The organism is Actinotalea fermentans, assembly GCF_007991475.1.
GTDB classification, from domain to species: Bacteria; Actinomycetota; Actinomycetes; order Actinomycetales; family Cellulomonadaceae; genus Actinotalea; species Actinotalea fermentans.
The window spans coordinates 420,032-438,449 of sequence record NZ_BJYK01000001.1; the positions used below are offsets into that span (position 1 = coordinate 420,032).

Here is an 18,418-nt window from a genome sequence, read left to right on the forward strand (position 1 = left end):
AGCCGTATCCTCGGGGCCGTGTGGACCCCTCTCGCCTGGGCCGTCGCGGTCGGTGCGCTCGCGCTCGGCGCGTGGGCCGGCTGGCGCGCCGTCGTCGACCGCCCGGTCATCCTGCGCCAGCTCATTGCCGGTGGCGTGGTCGAGGCGCTCATGCTCGTGGAGGTCGTCGTCGCCGTCGTCAAGGGGGCGACGGGTGACGGCCCGGCGGATCCGTGGACCTTCTGGGGGTACCTGCTGACGACGCTCGTCGTGCTCCCGGTCGCGGCGGCCTGGTCGTTCGCCGAGCGCACCCGCTGGAGCTCGGTCGTGCTCCTCGTGGCGTCGCTCACGGTGGCGTTCCTGCACGTGCGGCTGGTCCAGGTGTGGGTCGGATGAGCGCGCCGCACGACACCGGGAGCGGGCCGGGCCGCGTCGTCGTCGCGATCTACGCGGTCCTGGCGACTGCGGCGACCTTCCGCTCGGGGGTGCAGATCCTGCGGGACCTGCAGGAGGCGCCCCTCGCGTACCTCCTCTCGGCGGTCGCCGCCGTCGTGTACGTCGTGGCCACCGTCGCGCTCGCCAAGGGCGGGCGCTGGCGTCCCGTGGCCTGGGCGGCCGTCACGACCGAGCTCGTCGGTGTCGTCGTGGTCGGCGTGCTCTCGGTGACGCGCACGGACCTCTTCCCGGACGCGACGGTGTGGTCCGGGTTCGGGCAGGGGTACGGCTACGTGCCCGCCGTCCTGCCCGTGCTCGGCCTGTGGTGGCTGCGACGAACGGGCCCACGCGAGGACCGCGCCGCCCGGTAGGTTGCGGGCGTGTACCGGCTGCTCTTCAACCAGGTCTTCCGCCGCATGGACCCCGAGCGGGCCCACCACATCGCCTTCGTCGGCATCCGGTGGGCGGCCGCCGTGCCCGGCCTCGGCTGGCTGCTGCGGCGGTGGTTCAACCGAGGGTTCGCGCCGACGGTGGCCTTCGGCCGGCAGATCCCGGCGCCGTTCGGGCTCGCCGCGGGCTTCGACAAGAACGGCGTCGGTGTCCGGGGCCTGACGATGCTGGGCTTCGGCTGGATCGAGGTCGGCACGATCACCGCGCTCGCGCAGCCCGGCAACGACCGTCCGCGCCTGTGGCGGGTGCTGGACCAGCGCGCGATCCGCAACCGGATGGGCTTCAACAACGACGGCGCCGCGGAGGTGGCCGCCCGGTTGCGCCGACTGCGCTCGCGGTCGTCAGGCCAGCGCTTCGTCGTCGGTGTCAACATCGGCAAGTCCCGCGCGACCCCCGTCGAGGACGCGGCGCAGGACTACGCCACGAGCGCGCGCCTGCTCGCCCCGTACGCGGACTTCCTGGTCGTCAACGTCTCGTCGCCGAACACGCCGGGGCTGCGGGACCTGCAGGCGGTCGACCAGCTGCGGCCGATCCTCGAGGCGGTCCGCGCGGCGGCCGACGGGGCGACCGAGCCCGGGAGGGTCCCGGTGCTGGTCAAGATCGCCCCGGACCTCTCCGACGACGACGTGGACGCCGTCGCCGACCTCGCGCTCGAGCTCGGCCTCGCCGGGATGGTCGCCGTGAACACCACGATCGCGCACGACCTGGGCCCGGGCGGCCTGTCGGGGCCGCCGCTGCTGCCCCGTGGCCTCGAGGTCGTCCGCCGCGTCCGCGCCCGGCTGGGTGACGGGCCGGTCGTCATCGGCTGCGGCGGCATCACCACGGCCGACGACGCGCGGGCCTACCTCGCGGCCGGCGCCGACCTGGTGCAGGGGTACACCGGCTTCATCTACGAGGGTCCGTTCTGGAGCTCGCGGGTCAACCGCGGGCTCGCCCGGGCCGCACGCCCGGCGGGCGGGGCGCGATGACGACCCGGCCGGCCTGGGACTGGGACCTGCTCGACGCGCACGACCGGCTGCTCGACCAGCCCGTCAGCCCCGCGTTCACCTCGCGCTTCGACGCCGAGGCGTGGCTGGGGGAGACGTGGCGGCAGCTCGCGACGCAGGGGGTCGCGGCGGCGCGGCTCGCGCACCACGGGGTGCCGGCCGCGCCACCGCTCCCACTCGAGGGTCGCTGAGGCGAGGGACCTACCAGGGCCGCGTCGCGGGCGAGCTCTCGGCCGTCCGTGCCGGGTCCCGCTCGACGACGTCGCCGAGGACCTCGTCGATCCGGGCCAGCAGCTCGGCCGGGATGACGACGCCCGACGCCTTGACGTTCTCGGCGACCTGCTCCGGACGCGAGGCGCCGATGATGGCGGCGGCGACGTTCTCGTTCTGGAGCACCCAGGCGACGGCGAGCTGCGCCATCGTCAGGCCCAGCTCGTCCGCGACCGGCTGGAGCCGGGCGACCCGCTCCAGGACGTCGTCGCGCAGGAAGCGCTGGATGAACTTCGCGCCGCCCTTCTCGTCCGTGGCGCGCGAGCCGGCCGGCGGCGCGGCGCCGGGCCGGTACTTGCCGGTGAGCACGCCCTGGCCGACGGGCGAGAAGACGATCTGGGAGAGCCCCTCCTCGCGCGAGGCGGGCACGACCTCGCCCTCGATGACGCGCCACAGCATCGAGTACTGGGGCTGGTTCGAGACGAGCCGGAAGCCGAGGTCGCGGGCGAGCGCCTGGCCGGCCCGGATCTGGTCGGCGGTCCACTCGCTGACGCCGATGTAGAGCGCCTTGCCCTGGCGGACGATGTCGGCGAACGCCTGCATCGTCTCCTCCAGCGGCGTCGCGTGGTCGTAGCGGTGAGCCTGGTAGACGTCGACGTAGTCGGTGCGCAGCCGCCGCAGTGAGCCGTTGATCGACTCCATCATGTGCTTGCGGGACAGGCCGGAGTCGTTGGGGCCGCCCGGGCCGGTGGTCCAGTAGACCTTCGTGAGGATCTCCAGGGACTCCCGGCGCTGGCCCACGAGGGCGTCGCCGAGGACCTGCTCGGCGACCGTGTTCGCGTAGACGTCCGCCGTGTCGAAGGTCGTGATGCCGGCGTCGAGGGCGGCGTGGACGCAGGCGGTCGCCGCGTCGTTCTCCACCTGTGAGCCGTGGGTGAGCCAGTTGCCGTAGGCGATCTCGGAGATCTGGAGACCGCTGGTGCCGAGGAACCGATGCTTCATGGACCAAGCCTACAAGGTTGCCGAATCGATTCGACCTGCCGATGCAGCGGAAGGGCCCTGTCGAGCACGGCCGGAAGGGGGTGCGATGAGGCGCTCGCGCGAGGCGGAGGGTGCGGACGGCCTGGCGGCCGTCCGGCGTGCGATCGAGCACCGGGTGACGCCGGCGCTGCGCGCGGTCGCGGTGCAGGTGGAGCTGCCCGTCGTCTGGACGAGGTTCGTCTACGACGGCGCGCCGAGCGCCGTCGAGCAGGACCTGGCCGAGGCCGCGGGGGTGCAGGTCGGCGTCGAGCTCGCGGGCCGGTGGTTGTCGCAGGTGCTCCTGCGGCAGGCGGCTCCGGATGCCCCGCTGGTGCTGGAACGCGGCGAGGTGTGGGCCTACGTGCGCCCCGATGCCCGCGCGCAGACGCGCGGGCAGGACGAGGGCCGGGTGGCGTCGCCGCCCGCCACGGACGCCTAGCGCGGCTGCTGGCCGCGGGCCACCTGCGGCTTCGGCATGCGCATCCGGCGCATCTGGTACGCGCGCAGCACCCCGTACATGACGGTGCCGCGCACGACCTTCTCGGCGCCGAAGCGCGCGTCGAGCGCCTTGCGCAGCTTGCGGGAGAGCAGCCAGCCGTCGACGGCCGCGGCCACGGCCACGCCGATCGTCGCCAGGTTCAGGCCCTGGAGCAGGTAGAACGCCGTCTGCTCACCGATGCTCTGCGCGAGCGCCGCGATGACGAACATCGCCGCCAGCAGGCCCATGGCGTACCAGACGAAGTAGTCGCCGAAGTTGCGCCGGGCGTCGACGACGTCCCGCGCCATCCGGCGGACCGGGCCCTTGTCGCGCGCGGGCAGGTAGCGCTCGTCGCCGTCCATCATCGCCTGCTGCTCGCGCATGCGCTGCGCCCGCGTGGCCGCCTTGCGCGCCTTGGCGTCGCCCCGGGTGTCGGGCACGAGCGGCCGGCGGCGCGCCGCCTCGGCCTCCTTGCGCGTGGGCGTCGGCCGCCCCTTGCCGGGGTGGGTCGACTCGGGCTCGGCGGGCGGCGACGTCGGGGTTCGCTTGCTGGGGGGCACGGGCCAAGGTTACGCGAGCACGCGGGTACGGTTGTGGGCCGTGACCGATGACGCCCGCCCCACCCAGCCCACCCCTGCCGACACGACCGGCGCCGACGTGGACACGCTCCGCGCGCGGGTCCGGGACGGCTGGCCCCAGGCGCGCGAGGACCTCGCCGCCCTGGTGCGGATCCCGGGGGTGTCGAACCCGGCGTTCGACCCGGCCCAGATGACCCGCAGCGCGCAGGCGGTCGCCGACCTGCTGCGCGGCGTGCTGCCCGACGTGCGCATCCTCACCGCCACCCGCGCCGACGGGCTCGTCAGCCGGCCCGCGGTCGTCGCCCGGCGACCCGCGCCCGACGGCGCCCCGACCGTGCTCCTCTACGCGCACCACGACGTCCAGCCGCCCGGGGACGAGGCGGTGTGGGCGACCTCGCCGTTCGAGCCGACCGAGCGGGACGGCCGGCTGTACGGCCGGGGCGCGGCCGACGACAAGGCCGGCGTCGTCGCGCACGTCGCGGCCCTGCGCGCGCTGGGCGAGGACCTGCGGGTGGGCGTCACGGTCTTCGTCGAGGGGGAGGAGGAGGTCGGCTCGCCCACCTTCGGCGACTTCCTGCGTGAGCACCGCGACCTCCTGGCCGCGGACCTGGTGATCCTCGCCGACTCGGTGAACTGGAAGGTCGGGGTCCCGGCCTTCACCACGAGCCTGCGTGGCCTCGTCGACTGCGAGGTCGAGGTCGCCGTCCTGGAGCACGCGCTGCACTCGGGCATGTACGGCGGGCCGATCCTGGACGCGACGACGCTCCTGGTACGCCTCCTGGCGACGCTGCACGACGACGCCGGTGACGTGGCCGTGGCGGGTCTCGTCGAGGCCGCCGACCCCGTCGTGGACTACGACGAGGCCGACTTCCGCGCCGACGCTGCGCTGCTCCCGGGCACCGCGCTCGCCGGCACCGGCTCGATCGCCGCGCGGCTGTGGACCAAGCCTGCGCTGTCGGTCATCGGCATCGACGCCACCAGCGTCGCGCACGCCTCGAACACGCTCGCGCCGAGCGCGCGGGCGAAGATCTCGCTGCGGATCGCGCCGGGACAGGAGCCCGCCGATGCGCTCGCCGCGCTGACGGCGCACCTGACGCAGCACGCGCCGTTCGGCGCGCGCGTCACGGTGACCGACGGCGAGCTCGGCCGGCCCTGGGCAGGTGCGGCCGACTCGCCTCTGGCCCAGGTCGCGCGGGCGGCGTACTCCCAGGCGTGGGGCGCCGACGTCGTGGACGTGGGCCTGGGTGGCTCGATCCCGCTCGTGGCCGACCTGCTCGAGGTCTTCCCGGGCGCGACGGTGCTGGTCACGGGCGTGGAGGACCCGGACTCGCGGGCGCACAGCGAGAACGAGTCGGTCCACCTCGCCGAGCTCGAGAAGGCGGTGCTCGCCGAGGCGCTCCTGCTCAGCAGCCTGGCCTGACCGCCCCGCCGCGCGCCCAGCGGGACGTGAGGGCGGGGCGCTCGATCCAGCGCCAGGACGCGGTCGCGATCGCGTACGTCACGGCGACGATCGCCGCGGAGACGGCCAGGTGCGTCCCCGGATCGGTGATCGCGCCGTAGGCGAGCCCGCCGTCGCTGTAGTGCTCGACGACGCTGATGAGCAGGTAGTGCCAGATGTAGATGCCGAAGCTGACCCGCGCCGTGAAGCGGGCGAAGCGGTTGTCGGCCAGGCGCCCGAGCACGCGGGAGTGCGCGAGCCCCACCAGCGCCACCGCGACCAGCCCGGCGAACCACGGGAACAGGTAGGGCTGCCCCTGGTAGTTCGTCAGGTACAGCGGCTCGGCCGGCTCCCGGTTGACCCACACGAGCCAGGCCGCGCCGCCGAGGCCTGCCGCCGCCAGGAGGTCGAACCCCCAGTGCCGACGGCCGTCGCGCCGCAGCTGCCACCAGGTGATCGCCGCGGCGGCAGCGATGCCGAGGCAGAAGTGCGCGAAGAAGCCCACCGGGTTGTACGACGGCATCCACTCCTTGGCGCCGCCGACGTCGCCGTACTGCCAGCCCCGGCCTTCGGCGGACGGCACGAGCGTCGTGACGATCCACTGGTTCGCGCCCACGACCACCGCCATGACGGCGACCCAGTAGGCCACGGCGATCCGGGTGCTCCGGCGGTGCAGCCGGAACAGCCCCCACATGGCCAGCGGCATGAGGACGTAGCTGACGACCTCGAAGCCGATGGACCACAGCGGCCCGTTGAGCGGGACCGGGAAGAACGTCGCCCAGTGGAATCCGGAGGTGAACGTGACTCCTGCGAGGAGCCGCACGAGCCGGTACGGCGCGTCCGGCACCAGGGCCAGGGCGACGACCGAGCTCACCGCGAGGCTCGCGTAGAAGCCGGGCAGGATCCGCGCCACGCGGCGCCGCGTGTAGTGCCCGATGCGCGGGAACGGTCGGCCGGTCAGGTAGGCCCGCCAGAACGGGGCGCTCAGCAGCATCCCCGACAGGACGAAGAAGATCGAGACGCCGAACGGCCCCTTCATCATGACCAGGCGGACGTCCTCCACCCAGGAGCCCGGCTGGGGCGCCAGCCGCTGGAAGAGGTGCGAGCCGACCACCCACAGCGCCGCGAGGGCGCGCAGGCCGTCCGCGCCGGCGATGCGGGACGCGCGGTCGGTCGGGTCGGTGGTCGCCAACGGCGGCGCTGCGGTCGCGGTCGGGGCGAGCGGGGCGGGCGCGTCGGGCACGGCGGGACGCTAGCCGATCGCGTCCGGTCAGGTGGGCCGTTTGCGTCCCCTGGCGCGCGCCACGTGCTGGCCGGCGCGCGTGAACTCCTGCTCCACGTACACGACGCGCGGGTCCCAGCCGAGCACCCGGGACGTGATCGTGAACCTCTGCCACAGGCGCAGCGAGCGCTTGTAGGAGACCGTCGACGACGCGACGACGGGGTACCAGCCGCGCTCGCGCAGGAGCGCGGAGCCGCCCAGGTCGGCGATGAGGTTGGTCCTGGCGACGTCCATCATCTGCAGGTAGACGCCGTTGTTGACGTGCCGGAAGACGTCGAGGTCGCCGGGGTGCACGCGCAGGTGCGTCACCGATGGGTCGAAGAGGCCCTGACCGGGGATCGCGGCCCGTGGCCGGGCGGTCAGCCGGGCGAGGTGCAGCTGGCGGCTCACCTGACGGCCTTCGCGACGTGGCCGGACGCGTGCGGTGCCATCGCGTCAGACGGGCGGCGCCGGGTCGTACTGGATGCCGCGTCGCACGCCCCTGGCCATCTCGACGGACTCCAGCCGTGCGACCAGGTGCAGGGCCATGTCGATGCCGGCGGACACGCCGGCCGACGTCACGACGTCCCCGTCGTCGACGAAGCGCGCGTCGTGGTCCGGCAGCGTGGAGGCGTCGAGCGCGGCCAGCTCGTCGAAGGCGCTCCAGTGCGTGGTCACCGCGCGGCCGGCGAGGAGACCCGCCGCCGCGTAGACGAGCGCGCCCGTGCACACCGACGTCATGAGCGGGGTGCGGGCCCGCATCGCGCGCACCCACGCGAGGTGCTCGGAGTCCGTGGCGAGCCGGCGGGTGCCACGCCCACCGGGGTAGACCAGGACGTGCAGCGGGCCGACGTCCTCCGCGGAGAGGTCGGGGACGACGCGCAGTCCCTTGGCGAGCCGGACGCCGGCGCCGTCGGTGGAGAAGGTCACCACCTCGGGACGCAGCGGGCTGTGCTGGGCCCAGGAGGCCAGCACCTCGTACGGCCCGACGACGTCGAGCTCCTCGGCGTCGTCGAAGACGAAGATGCCCACGCGCAGTGGTCGGTCGGTCGTCACGGCGCCAGGGTGCCGCACCTCGGCGCGGACGCCAAGGGGTTAGATGCCGGGCAGCGCGAGCATCTGGTCGAGCGCCACGCGGGCCCAGTGGGCGTCGTCGGCGTCCACCACGATGCGGTTGGGCACCCGGCCCTCGACGAGCGACTCGAGCGTCCAGACCAGGTGCGGCAGGTCGATCCGGTTCATGGTCGAGCAGAAGCACACCGTCGAGTCCAGGTAGTGCACCTGCTTGTCGGGGTGCTGCGCGGCGAGCCGGCGGACCAGGTTGAGCTCGGTGCCGATGGCCCAGGCCGAGCCGGCGGGCGCCGCCTCGAGGGCCCTGATGATGTGCTCGGTCGACCCGACGTGGTCCGCGGCGGTGACGACCTCGTGCTTGCACTCCGGGTGGACGATCACGTTCACGCCGGGCACGCGCTCGCGGACGTCGGCCACGTTCTGCGCCGAGAAGCGGCCGTGCACCGAGCAGTGGCCCTTCCACAGGATCATCCGCGCGTCGGCCAGCTGCTGGGCGGTGAGACCGCCGTCGGGCCGGCGGGGGTCGAACACGACGCACTGCTCGAGCGGGATGCCGAGCTGGAGCACCGCGGTGTTGCGGCCCAGGTGCTGGTCGGGCAGGAACAGGACCTTGCCGTCGCCGTCCACGCCGCCGGCCTGCTCGAACGCCCAGCGCAGCGCGACCTGGGCGTTCGACGAGGTGCACACCGTGCCGCCGTGCCGGCCCGTGAAGGCCTTGATCGCCGCGGACGAGTTCATGTAGGTCACCGGGACGGTGCGGTCGGCCACGCCGGCGTCGTCCAGCACCGCCCAGGCCTCCTCGACCTGGTCGATGGCGGCCATGTCGGCCATCGAGCACCCGGCCGCGAGGTCCGGGAGCACGACCTGCTGGGCGTCGGAGGTGAGGATGTCCGCCGACTCCGCCATGAAGTGCACGCCGCAGAAGACGATGAACTCGGCCTCCGGGCGCGCAGCCGCCTCACGCGCGAGCTTGAAGGAGTCGCCGGTCACGTCCGCGAACGCGATGACCTCGTCGCGCTGGTAGTGGTGTCCGAGCACGAACACCCGGTCACCGAGCGCCTCCTTGGCGGCCCGGGCCCGCTCGGTGAGCGCGGGATCGCTGGGTGCCGGCAGGTCGCCGGGACACTCGACGCCCCGCTCGGAGGCGAGGTCCGCGCCGCGGCCGAGCAGCAGCAGCGCGGAGGGTGACGGCTCGGCGAACGTGGTCTGGCCGGTCATGGCAGCAATCCTCCCATGATGCCGACGGCGGCGCCGGGACCGGTGCGCGGTCGGGTGCGTCCCGCGGCCACGGCAGGATGGTCCCGTGCGCGTGCTCCTCGCCCCTGACTCCTTCGGCGGAACCCTCACGGCCGTCCAGGCGGCCGAGGCGATGGCTGACGGGTGGCGCCGCACGGCGCCCTCGGACGAGCTGCGGACGCTCCCGCTCGCCGACGGCGGTCCGGGGTTCGTGGCCATCCTCAACGCGTCCCTGGGTGGGCAGCTCGTGCCCGTCACGGTGACGGGTCCGCTCGGTCAGCCGGTCCCGGCGGCGCTCCTGCGGGTGGACGGGCCGGGCGGCCCCACCGTCTACCTGGAGTCCGCGCAGGCCGTCGGTCTGCACCTCGTCCCGCCTGAGCGCCGCGACCCGACGGCGACCACGTCCGCGGGCGTCGGGGAGCTGCTCCTCGCGGCGCGCGACCTCGGCGCGGCGCGCGTGGTGGTCGGGCTCGGTGGGTCCGGCACGAACGACGGCGGCGCGGGGATGCTCGCGGCCCTCGGGATGGGCGCCCCGGCTCTCCGCGCGGGTGGGGGAGCGCTGGGCGCGCTCACGGCGGCCGACGTCGCCGATCTCCCGGTGGCGCGCGCGGCCGTCGCCGGCATGGACCTCGTGGTGGCCACCGACGTCGACGTACCGCTGCTGGGGCTGCACGGGGCGAGCGCCGGGTTCGCGCCGCAGAAGGGCGCGTCGCCGGCGCAGGCCCAGGACCTGGAGCGGGCGCTCGGCCAGCTGGCCGCGCTCCTCGGCGACCGCGACGTGCCGCCGGCATCCCCGTCGGGCGCCGGCCGGCCGCTGCTCGCGGCGCCCGGCGCGTCCGGGCGCACGCGGTGGGCGGGGCTGCCGGGCGCGGGCGCCGCGGGTGGCCTCGGCTTCGGCCTCGCCGTGCTCGGTGCGCGGCTGCTCCCGGGCTCCGCGGTCGTGGCGGACGCCGTCGGGCTCGCGGAGGCGGTGGCCTGGGCGGACGTCGTCGTGACGGGTGAAGGGTCGTTCGACTGGCAGTCGCTGCACGGCAAGGTCGTCTCGGCCGTGGCCGGGGTGGCGCTCGGGCGGGGGGTCCCGACGATCGTCGTGGCCGGGCAGGTCCTCGTGGGCCGACGCGAGTGGGGCGCCGCGGGCGTCAGCGGCGCGTACTCCGTGGTCGAGCGGCCCGACCAGCTCCCCGCCTCGCTCGCCGACCCGGCGGGCACGCTCGCCGCGCGTGTCGAGCGCGTCGCGCGCACCTGGTCGCCGCAGGCCTGAGCGAGACGGGGGACCGAGTACCCCGGGCGGCGTCGTCATCGCGTGGGATCCTCACGTCCAGACGCGCCCGACGCCCACGCCGCACGGCCCCGGGCGGCGTACGCTGGAAGAACCGGCCCGGACCGTGTGTTGGCTGTAGTGACGGCCCACGACGGCAGTGCCAGCGGGCAGTGACGGCCACGACGATGGAGAGAGCATGACCGAGACCACCCAGACCGCCACCCACGGCGTCGAGCTCACCGACGTCGCCGCCGAGAAGGTGCGCTCCCTGCTCGAGCAGGAGGGTCGCGACGACCTGCGCCTGCGGGTCGCCGTGCAGCCCGGTGGCTGCTCGGGGCTCATCTACCAGCTGTACTTCGACGAGCGGGTGCTCGACGGTGACGCGACGCGCGACTTCGACGGCGTCGAGGTCATCGTCGACCGGATGAGCGTGCCCTACCTCGAGGGCGCCACGATCGACTTCGCCGACACGATCGAGCGGCAGGGCTTCACGATCGACAACCCGAACGCCGGCAGCTCCTGCGCGTGCGGCGGCTCGTTCGCCTGAGACCTGACGCGTGAGGCGACGCCTCACGCCGTGAAGGCCCGCGCCACCGAGGTCGACCTCGGTGGCGCGGGCCTTCGGCGTCTGCGGGCTACCGGCCGGTCGCCTCGACCATCGCGCGGACGCCGGCGACGGCGGCGGGGAGCTCGTCGCAGAACCGGGCCACGGCGCCGGCGTCGACCTCGCGGGGCAGGGCGATGCGCACGTTGCCCTGGGTGAGCAGGCCCATCGCGGCCAGCACGTGGCTCGGCTGCAGCGAGCTCGAGGTGCACGCGGAGCCCGAGCCGACGGCGAACCCGCGTCGGTCGAGCTCGGTGACGAGCGCCTCGCCGTCGACGTACAGGCACGAGAACGTCAGCACGTGGGGGAGGCGGTGCGCGGGGTCGCCCGCCACATCCACGTCGGGGACCTGGTCGAGCACCCGCTGGCGGATCTGGTCGACCAGCGCGCGCCGCGGGTCCGGCTCGCGGGCGTCCGCCAGGACCGCGCGCAGGGCGGCCGCGGCGGCCAGGGCGGCGGGCACGCTGACGCCGCCGGGTGCCCACGGGTCCTCGTCCTCGGGCCCACCGTGGGACATCCGCACGCGGGTCCGCACCGCCAGGACCCCGACGCCGGCCGGCGCGCCCCAGTCCGGCGGGTCGGCCGCCAGGAGGTCCCATGCCGGCTCGACGGGTGCGTGCCCGATGCTCGCGCCGGCGTCCACGAGCAGGGGGACGCCGGCCCGCCTGGCGGCCTCGTGCGCCTCGGCGATCGGCTGCACCGTGCCGACCTCGCCGTTGGCGTGCTGGAGCGCCGCGACCGCGACGTCCGGCGTCACGGCGGCCCGCCAGGCCTCGAGGTCGACGCGTCCGCTCCGGTCGACGGGCACCGTGGTGGCCTCGTCGTCGACCGCGCGGGCGGCCGCGAGGAGGGCGCCGCGCTCGATCGCGGACGTCACGACGCGCCGCCCGGTCCGGCGTCGGGCGCGGGCCGCGCCGGTGACGGCGAGGTGCAGGCTCGCCGTGTGCGACGGGGTGAGGTGCACCTCCTGCGGGCGCGCGCCGAGCGCCTCGGCCAACGACTCCCGCGCGGCGTCCAGGAGCAGCCGGGCGCGACGCCCTTCTGCGTGCAGCCGGCCCGGGTCGGCCCAGCCCTCGTCGAGGGCCGCAAGGTAGGCCTCGCGGGCCGCGGGGTGCACGGGCGCGCGGCCGCCCGCATCCAGGTACGTGCGTTCCACGCCGTCACGCTAACGCCCTGGCATAGAACCGGGACGACACGCGTTGGGGACCAAAGAAGATCATGAGCGGACATGCCCGCAGCCGCGCGGTACGCTGGCCCGGCCAGGACCAAAGTCCTGATCGCGCGCATGCTTCCTGTCGCGCCCCGACGCGTCGAATGTGAGGTCAGTGTGGACAGCGACCGCAGCCGCCCACGCCGTTCGCGGGTCCGTCTCGCGACGGTGGCTGCCGCCAGCACGCTCGTGCTGGCCGGCTGTTCGAGCGAGCAGGTCAGCCGCGGGTTCCTGCCCGGGTACTCGGACGGCGAGGTCACCAACATGACCGAGCGGATCACGAGCCTGTGGACGGGCTCGTGGATCGCCGCTCTCGTCGTCGGGGTGATCGTCTGGGGCCTCGTGCTGTGGGCCGTGACGGTCTACCGCAAGCGCAAGGACGACGACGTCCTGCCGGTCCAGCTGCGCTACCACGTGCCGCTGGAGGTCATGTACATCGTCCTGCCGATCCTCATGATCGGCGTGTTCTTCGTGTACACGGCACGAGACATCGACGCGATCACCGACGTCTCGGCCGAGCCGGACGTGGTCGTCGAGGTCTACGGCAAGCAGTGGAGCTGGGACTTCAACTACCTCGACGAGGACGTGTGGGACTCCGGGGTGCACGCCTCGGACGTCGGCGCCCCCGACGGCGTCGAGTCGCCCGACGGCCTGGACGAGGTGCCGACGCTGTATCTGCCCGTCAACCAGAGGGTGGAGTTCCGGCTCGAGTCGCGCGACGTCATCCACTCGTTCTGGGTGCCGGCCTTCCTGTACAAGCTCGACATGTTCCCCGGCCAGACCAACACGTTCCAGGTCGTGCCGACCCGCGAAGGCGTCTACGAGGGCAAGTGCGCCGAGTTCTGCGGGGAGTTCCACTCGGGGATGCTCTTCACCGTCGCCGTGGTCTCCGAGGAGGAGTACCAGGCGCACATCTCGGAGCTGCGTGAGGCCGGCCAGACCGGCCGCCTCGGGCCCGAGCTCGACCGCGAGACCTTCCGCGGCGACGACGACACGATCCCGACCGGGGAGGCCTGATGACGGCGTTGGCCCAGCCAGCACCGGCCCTGACCGCAGTGCCGCAGCGCAGCCTCGGCCGCGCCGTCATCCGCTGGGTGACGACCACCGACCACAAGACGATCGGGTACATGTACCTGGTCACGTCGTTCGTGTGGTTCTGCCTCGGTGGCCTCATGGCGCTCGTGATCCGGGCTGAGCTCTTCGAGCCGGGCATCCAGGTGGTGCAGAGCCTCGAGCAGTACAACCAGCTCTTCACCATGCACGGCACGATCATGCTGCTGCTCTTCGCGACACCCCTCTTCGCGGGCTTCGCGAACGTGCTCATGCCGCTGCAGATCGGCGCGCCGGACGTGGCCTTCCCGCGGCTGAACGCCTTCTCGTACTGGCTCTACCTGTTCGGCGGCCTCATCGCCGCGGGTGGCTTCCTCACCCCGCAGGGCGCCGCGTCCTTCGGCTGGTTCGCCTACGCGCCGCTGTCGACCACCACCTACTCGCCCGGCGTCGGCGGTGACCTGTGGGTCTTCGGCCTGGCGCTGACGGGCTTCGGCACCATCCTGGGCGCCGTCAACTTCATCACGACCATCATCACGATGCGCGCACCGGGCATGACCATGTTCCGGATGCCGATCTTCACCTGGAACACCCTGGTGACGAGCCTGCTCGTGCTGATGGCGTTCCCGCCCCTGGCCGCGGCGCTGTTCGCGCTCGGCTCCGACCGCCGCTTCGGGTCGCACGTCTTCGACCCGGAGCACGGCGGCGCGGTGCTCTGGCAGCACCTGTTCTGGTTCTTCGGGCACCCCGAGGTCTACATCATCGCCCTGCCGTTCTTCGGCATCATCTCCGAGGTCATCCCGGTCTTCAGCCGCAAGCCGATCTTCGGCTACAAGGGCCTCATCTACGCGACCATCTCGATCGCCGCGCTCTCCGTCACGGTGTGGGCGCACCACATGTACGCCACCGGCGCGGTCCTCCTGCCGTTCTTCGCCCTCATGACGATGCTCATCGCCGTCCCGACGGGAGTGAAGTTCTTCAACTGGATCGGCACGATGTGGCGAGGGAAGCTCACCTTCGAGACGCCCATGCTCTGGGCCATCGGCTTCATGGTGACCTTCCTGTTCGGCGGCCTGACCGGCGTGATCCTGGCCTCTCCGCCGCTGGACTTCCATGTGACCGACACCTACTTCGTGGTGGCGCACTTCCACTACGTCGTGTTCGGGACGGTCGTCTTCGCGATGTTCTCGGGCTTCTACTTCTGGTGGCCCAAGTTCACCGGGCGGATGCTCGACGAGCGCCTCGGCAAGCTGCACTTCTGGCTGCTGTTCTTCGGCTTCCACATGACCTTCCTCATCCAGCACTGGCTGGGCGTGGTGGGCATGGCCCGTCGGTACGGCGACTACGCGGTCGAGGACGACTTCACGTGGATGAACCAGGTCTCGACGATCGGCTCCTTCCTGCTGGCCGCCTCGACGTTGCCGTTCCTGTGGAACGTGTACCGCAGCGTGCGCAGCCCGCTGGTCACCGTCGACGACCCGTGGGGCTACGGCAACTCGCTGGAGTGGGCGACGTCGTGCCCGCCGCCGCGCCACAACTTCGCCTCCCTGCCGCGCATCCGGTCCGAGCGCCCCGCGTTCGACCTGCACCACCCCGAGGTGGCGGCGATGGACCACGTGGAGCCCGACGCCGGCAGCCCGCTGGACTGGGAGGCCGACCGCAGGGGACAGACCTCGGCCGCGCGGGACCGGCTCGCCACGGGCGACGCCCGTCCTGAGCAGTCCGGAACGACCATCGTCGCCGAGCGACCCGCTGACGACGACGAGGGGAGCGCTCGATGAAGTTCGAGGCACGGCTGTTCCTCGCGCTGGTCCCCTTCTTCGTCGTCGTCACCGTCGGGTACGGCTGGTGGAGCGAGTGGGAGCCGGTCGGCGTCGTGGCCCTCGCCCTCGTGGGCGCCCTCGTCGGCATGATCGGCATGTACCTGGCCCTCGTCGCGCGCCGCATCGACCCGCGGCCCGAGGACGACCCGTTCGGTGAGATCGCCCAGGGCGCCGGCGAGCAGGGCGTCTACAGCCCCGGCAGCTGGTGGCCCGTCGCGTGCGCCGGCGGTGCGGCGCTGGTGTTCCTCGGCCTGGCCGTGGGGTGGTGGCTCGTCGGCATCGGCGTGGTCCTGGGTGCCCTGGCGCTCATCGGCTGGGTCTTCGAGTTCAGCCGCGGGCAGCACGCCCACTAGCACCCTCGTCCGGCCGTCGGAGCGTGGCGAAGAACGCCCTGATGTCGCCGACCAACAGATCGGGTACCTCCATCGCCGGGAAGTGACCGCCGGCGTCGTACTCGGTCCATCGCACCACGTTGCCCGTGTCGACGAGCGCCCTGATCGAGGTGTCCGCGGCGAACACCGCGACGCCGACGGGCACGGCGGGACCGTCCTGCCAGCCGGACGAGGCGTCGTCGTCGCCCGGCGCCGTCCAGGCGATGTCGGCATGCATGCTCTCGTACACGAAGTGCGCGGAGCCGGCGCCGCCGCCGCTGAACCACGTGGCGCTCACGGAGGTGAGCAGCTGGTCGCGATCCACCGCGTCCTCGGGGAGCGCCTTGCGCTGGTCCGTCCACGCCTGGAACTTCTCGACGATCCACGCGAGCTGCGCGACCGGGGAGTCCTGCAGTGCCGCGCCGATCGTCGACGGCTGGTTCGCCTGGAGCGCCAGGTAGCCCGAGCCGGTGGCCTCGAACTCGGCCGAGCGCCGCGCCCGCTCCCGGTCGCGCTCGTCGAGCTCGAGGTCCGCGGGGATCGCCCCGAAGGCTGTCGGCCCGTTCATGTGCACGCCGACGACGGCCTCGGGCGCGACGCCGGCGAGCATCCCCGCGACGCCGGCTCCGATGTCGCCGCCCTGCGTGCCGTACCGGTCGTAGCCGAGCCGCCGCATGAGCTCCGCGTAGGCGTCGACCGTGCGGGGCAGGCCCCATCCGGTGCTCGTCACCGCAGGCGAGAGTCCGAAGCCGGGCAGGCTGGGAACGACGAGATGGAACGCGTCCCGGGGGTCGCCCCCGTAGGCCCTGGGGTCGCTGAGGGGTCCCACGATGCGCGCGAACTCCACTGGCGTGCTGGGCCAGCCGTGGCTCACGAGCAGCGGCAGGGCGTCGGGCTCGGGGGAGCGCACGTGGAAGAAGTGGATCTCCTGACCGTCGATCGTCGTCGTGAACTGCGGCAGCTCGTTGAGGCGCCGCTCCTGGGCGCGCCAGTCGAAGCCGTCGCGCCAGTAGTCGGCCAGCTCGCGCAGGTACGCGACGGGCACGCCGCGCTCCCAGCCCACGCCGGGGATCTCGGGCGCCCAGCGGGTTCGGGCGAGCCGGTGGCGCAGATCGTCGAGCTCGACCTGCGGGATGTCGAGGGTGAAGGGCCTGATCGATGTGTTCATGACGTCGACGCTAGGAACCTCTGCGGAACATCGCGTTCCTGATATCTGGGCAATGCTGGGTGGATGCTCTCGACCTCAGCCCGTCTCCTCCAGCTCTTGACGCTCCTCCAGGCCCGCCGCGAGTGGAGTGGGCAGGACCTCGCAGCGCGCCTGGGCGTGGGCGAGCGCACCGTGCGCAACGACGTCGTCAGGCTCCGCGAGCTCGGCTACCCGATCGACTCCGCGCCCGGCCGCGCGGGCGGCTACCGGCTCGGCGCCGGGACGGCCCTCCCGCCGCTGCTGCTCGACGACGACGAGGCGTGCGCCGTCGCCGTCGGGCTGCGCTCGTCGGTCACGGGCGGCGTCGGCGGGCTGGAGGAAGCCTCGGTCCAGGCCCTGACCAAGCTCGACCAGGTCCTGCCGTCGCGCCTGCGCCACCGGATCGGGCGCCTGGCGGCGGCGATGGTCGGGGTCCCCGCTCCCGGTCCGAGCGTCTCGGTCGAGACGCTGACGGCGATCGCCGCCGCGACGCACGACCGTGAGCGGCTGCGCTTCGACTACACCTCGTACCAGGGTGAGGTCACCCGTCGCGACACTGAGCCGCACCGGCTCGTGCACGTGCACCGGCGCTGGTACCTCCTCGGCTGGGACGTCGATCGCGCCGACTGGCGCACGTACCGGGTGGACCGCATGGAGGTGCGGACGCCGAACGGCCCGCGCTTCGCCCACCGTGAGCCCCCTGAGCCGGATGTCGGCGGGTACGTCGAGCGCAGCGTCCGGGAAGCGGTGTGGCAGCACCACGCGCGGATCCTGCTGCACGCACCGCTCGAGACCCTCAAGGATCGGGTGACCTCGGCGATGGGCACGCTGGAGGCTGTCGACGAGTCGACCTGCGAGTTCCGGACGGGGGCCGACAGCCTTCCCGTTCTGGCCACCTACCTGGGCTTCCTGGAGGTCGACTTCGAGGTGCTCGAGCCGCCTGAGCTCGTCGCCCACGTGGCCCAGCTGGGCGAGCGGTATCGCCGTGCCGCCGCGCGGCGCCCGCTGACGGCGTGAGCGGGGGAGATGCCGAGAGGCCCCGGTCCGACGGACCAGGGCCTCTCGAGGGTCTCTCGGCGCGGTGGCGCAGCCTCAGAGTGCCGGGACGATGAGCCCCGCGGTCTGCGTGCGTGCGCGGGCGAAGCGCTCGGCGGCGTCGGCCCAGTTGACGATGTTCCACCACGCCTTGACGTAGTCCGCCTTGACGTTGACGTAGTCCAGGTAGAAGGCGTGCTCCCACATGTCGAGCAGGATGATCGGCACGACGCCGAGCGGGATGTTGCCCTGCTGGTCGTACAGCTGGAACGTGATGAGCTTCTGGCCGATCGAGTCCCACGCGAGGATCGCCCAGCCGGAGCCCTGGATGCTCGTGGCCACGGCCGCGAACTGGGCTGCGAAGGCCTCGAACGAGCCGAAGTACTCGTCGATGGCGGCCGCGAGCTCGCCGTCGGGGCGCCCGGCGCCCTCCGGGGTCAGGTTCTGCCAGAAGGCGGAGTGGTTGACGTGCCCGCCCAGGTTGAAGGCGAGCGTCTTCTCCAGGCCCATCACGGACCCGAAGTCGTTCTTGTCGCGCGCCTCGGCCAGCTTCTCGAGCGTCTGGTTCGCGCCGGTCACGTAGGCCGCGTGGTGCTTGTCGTGGTGCAGCTCCATGATCCGGCCGGAGATGTGCGGCTCGAGGGCCCCGAAGTCGTAGGGCAGGTCGGGCAGGGTGTACTCAGCCATGGATCCTCCGGTCAGTAGCGAACTGTCGTCCTTCGCGTGAACCTCGCCG

At 73.2% G+C, this 18,418-nt stretch carries 21 protein-coding genes; 12 read left to right on the plus strand and 9 right to left on the minus strand.

Translation table 11 applies throughout. The features are described from left to right. The first annotated feature begins 18 nt into the window (after positions 1–18). The 4 genes from AFE02nite_RS01945 to AFE02nite_RS01960 are packed head-to-tail and all read left to right on the plus strand — an operon-like array spanning position 19 to position 2,041. A complete protein-coding gene (locus AFE02nite_RS01945) occupies positions 19–375 on the plus strand; it encodes a hypothetical protein (RefSeq protein WP_034246327.1) in 357 nt (118 codons plus the stop codon). Further along, a complete protein-coding gene (locus tag AFE02nite_RS01950) occupies positions 372–785 on the plus strand; it encodes a hypothetical protein (RefSeq protein WP_034246324.1) in 414 nt (137 codons plus the stop codon). The genes AFE02nite_RS01945 and AFE02nite_RS01950 overlap by 4 nt, the downstream gene beginning before the upstream one ends. A 9-nt stretch (positions 786–794) precedes the next feature. After that, positions 795–1,832, plus strand: coding sequence for a quinone-dependent dihydroorotate dehydrogenase (locus AFE02nite_RS01955; RefSeq protein WP_034246321.1), 1,038 nt, complete (start codon positions 795–797; stop codon positions 1,830–1,832). Then, complete coding sequence (locus AFE02nite_RS01960) at positions 1,829–2,041, plus strand: hypothetical protein (RefSeq protein ID WP_034246318.1); 213 nt, start codon at positions 1,829–1,831, stop codon at positions 2,039–2,041. The genes AFE02nite_RS01955 and AFE02nite_RS01960 overlap by 4 nt, the downstream gene beginning before the upstream one ends. Before the next feature lie 10 nt (positions 2,042–2,051). Here the strand turns inward: AFE02nite_RS01960 and AFE02nite_RS01965 are convergent, their stop codons facing one another. Beyond that, entirely contained in the window at positions 2,052–3,062 is a 1,011-nt protein-coding gene (locus AFE02nite_RS01965; RefSeq protein WP_034246314.1) for an aldo/keto reductase family protein, read from the minus strand. 85 nt (positions 3,063–3,147) lie between these two features. Here AFE02nite_RS01965 and AFE02nite_RS01970 point away from each other — a divergent pair, with 85 nt between their 5' ends. Next, positions 3,148–3,519 (plus strand): hypothetical protein, encoded by a 372-nt coding sequence (locus AFE02nite_RS01970; RefSeq protein ID WP_034246312.1) that lies wholly within the window; start codon positions 3,148–3,150, stop codon positions 3,517–3,519. Here the strand turns inward: AFE02nite_RS01970 and AFE02nite_RS01975 are convergent. Further along, on the minus strand, positions 3,516–4,118 hold the full coding sequence (locus tag AFE02nite_RS01975) for a DUF3043 domain-containing protein (RefSeq protein WP_034246307.1): 603 nt from the start codon (positions 4,116–4,118) through the stop codon (positions 3,516–3,518). The two genes, AFE02nite_RS01970 and AFE02nite_RS01975, sit on opposite strands and share 4 nt — an antisense overlap. Positions 4,119–4,158: 40 nt before the next feature. Between AFE02nite_RS01975 and AFE02nite_RS01980 the strand changes: the two genes are divergently transcribed. Further along, positions 4,159–5,556, plus strand: a complete 1,398-nt coding sequence (locus AFE02nite_RS01980; protein ID WP_146818981.1) for a dipeptidase — start codon at positions 4,159–4,161, stop codon at positions 5,554–5,556. Here the strand turns inward: AFE02nite_RS01980 and AFE02nite_RS01985 are convergent. Genes AFE02nite_RS01985 through nadA form a run of 4 tightly spaced genes read right to left on the minus strand, consistent with a single transcriptional unit; the run spans position 5,540 to position 9,124 of the window. Next, positions 5,540–6,817: an acyltransferase family protein gene (locus tag AFE02nite_RS01985; RefSeq protein ID WP_052113697.1), complete on the minus strand. Its 1,278-nt coding sequence runs from the start codon at positions 6,815–6,817 to the stop codon at positions 5,540–5,542. The genes AFE02nite_RS01980 and AFE02nite_RS01985 overlap by 17 nt on opposite strands. Before the next feature lie 27 nt (positions 6,818–6,844). Next, complete coding sequence (locus AFE02nite_RS01990; protein WP_146818982.1) at positions 6,845–7,246, minus strand: acyl-CoA thioesterase; 402 nt, start codon at positions 7,244–7,246, stop codon at positions 6,845–6,847. Between the two features lie 45 nt (positions 7,247–7,291). After that, a complete protein-coding gene (locus AFE02nite_RS01995; RefSeq protein WP_034246306.1) occupies positions 7,292–7,891 on the minus strand; it encodes a DJ-1/PfpI family protein in 600 nt (199 codons plus the stop codon). Between the two features lie 39 nt (positions 7,892–7,930). Then, complete coding sequence (gene nadA, locus AFE02nite_RS02000) at positions 7,931–9,124, minus strand: quinolinate synthase NadA (RefSeq protein WP_034246304.1); 1,194 nt, start codon at positions 9,122–9,124, stop codon at positions 7,931–7,933. An 85-nt stretch (positions 9,125–9,209) separates the two neighbouring features. Between nadA and AFE02nite_RS02005 the strand changes: the two genes are divergently transcribed. After that, complete coding sequence (locus tag AFE02nite_RS02005) at positions 9,210–10,403, plus strand: glycerate kinase family protein (RefSeq protein WP_146818983.1); 1,194 nt, start codon at positions 9,210–9,212, stop codon at positions 10,401–10,403. 196 nt (positions 10,404–10,599) lie between these two features. Continuing rightward, positions 10,600–10,950, plus strand: coding sequence for an iron-sulfur cluster insertion protein ErpA (gene erpA, locus AFE02nite_RS02010; RefSeq protein ID WP_034250042.1), 351 nt, complete (start codon positions 10,600–10,602; stop codon positions 10,948–10,950). Between the two features lie 88 nt (positions 10,951–11,038). Here erpA and AFE02nite_RS02015 read toward each other — a convergent pair whose 3' ends face one another. After that, on the minus strand, positions 11,039–12,163 hold the full coding sequence (locus AFE02nite_RS02015) for a cysteine desulfurase family protein (RefSeq protein WP_186814447.1): 1,125 nt from the start codon (positions 12,161–12,163) through the stop codon (positions 11,039–11,041). Between the two features lie 222 nt (positions 12,164–12,385). On the opposite strand from AFE02nite_RS02015, the gene ctaC reads away from it, so the two are divergent. Genes ctaC through AFE02nite_RS02030 form a run of 3 tightly spaced genes read left to right on the plus strand, consistent with a single transcriptional unit; the run spans position 12,386 to position 15,443 of the window. Next, positions 12,386–13,234 (plus strand): aa3-type cytochrome oxidase subunit II, encoded by an 849-nt coding sequence (gene ctaC, locus AFE02nite_RS02020; protein ID WP_261765369.1) that lies wholly within the window; start codon positions 12,386–12,388, stop codon positions 13,232–13,234. Further along, on the plus strand, positions 13,234–15,048 hold the full coding sequence (gene ctaD, locus AFE02nite_RS02025; protein ID WP_034244443.1) for an aa3-type cytochrome oxidase subunit I: 1,815 nt from the start codon (positions 13,234–13,236) through the stop codon (positions 15,046–15,048). Before ctaC ends, ctaD begins: the two co-directional genes overlap by 1 nt. Next, complete coding sequence (locus AFE02nite_RS02030; RefSeq protein WP_034244440.1) at positions 15,045–15,443, plus strand: cytochrome c oxidase subunit 4; 399 nt, start codon at positions 15,045–15,047, stop codon at positions 15,441–15,443. Before ctaD ends, AFE02nite_RS02030 begins: the two co-directional genes overlap by 4 nt. On the opposite strand, the gene AFE02nite_RS02035 is transcribed toward AFE02nite_RS02030, so the two are convergent. Then, on the minus strand, positions 15,418–16,629 hold the full coding sequence (locus AFE02nite_RS02035; protein ID WP_052113514.1) for an epoxide hydrolase family protein: 1,212 nt from the start codon (positions 16,627–16,629) through the stop codon (positions 15,418–15,420). The genes AFE02nite_RS02030 and AFE02nite_RS02035 overlap by 26 nt on opposite strands. Positions 16,630–16,692: 63 nt before the next feature. Here AFE02nite_RS02035 and AFE02nite_RS02040 point away from each other — a divergent pair, with 63 nt between their 5' ends. After that, positions 16,693–17,664, plus strand: a complete 972-nt coding sequence (locus AFE02nite_RS02040; protein WP_034244437.1) for a helix-turn-helix transcriptional regulator — start codon at positions 16,693–16,695, stop codon at positions 17,662–17,664. A 75-nt stretch (positions 17,665–17,739) separates the two neighbouring features. Here the strand turns inward: AFE02nite_RS02040 and AFE02nite_RS02045 are convergent, their stop codons facing one another. Continuing rightward, positions 17,740–18,369, minus strand: coding sequence for a superoxide dismutase (locus tag AFE02nite_RS02045; RefSeq protein WP_034244434.1), 630 nt, complete (start codon positions 18,367–18,369; stop codon positions 17,740–17,742). Positions 18,370–18,418 lie beyond the last annotated feature (49 nt).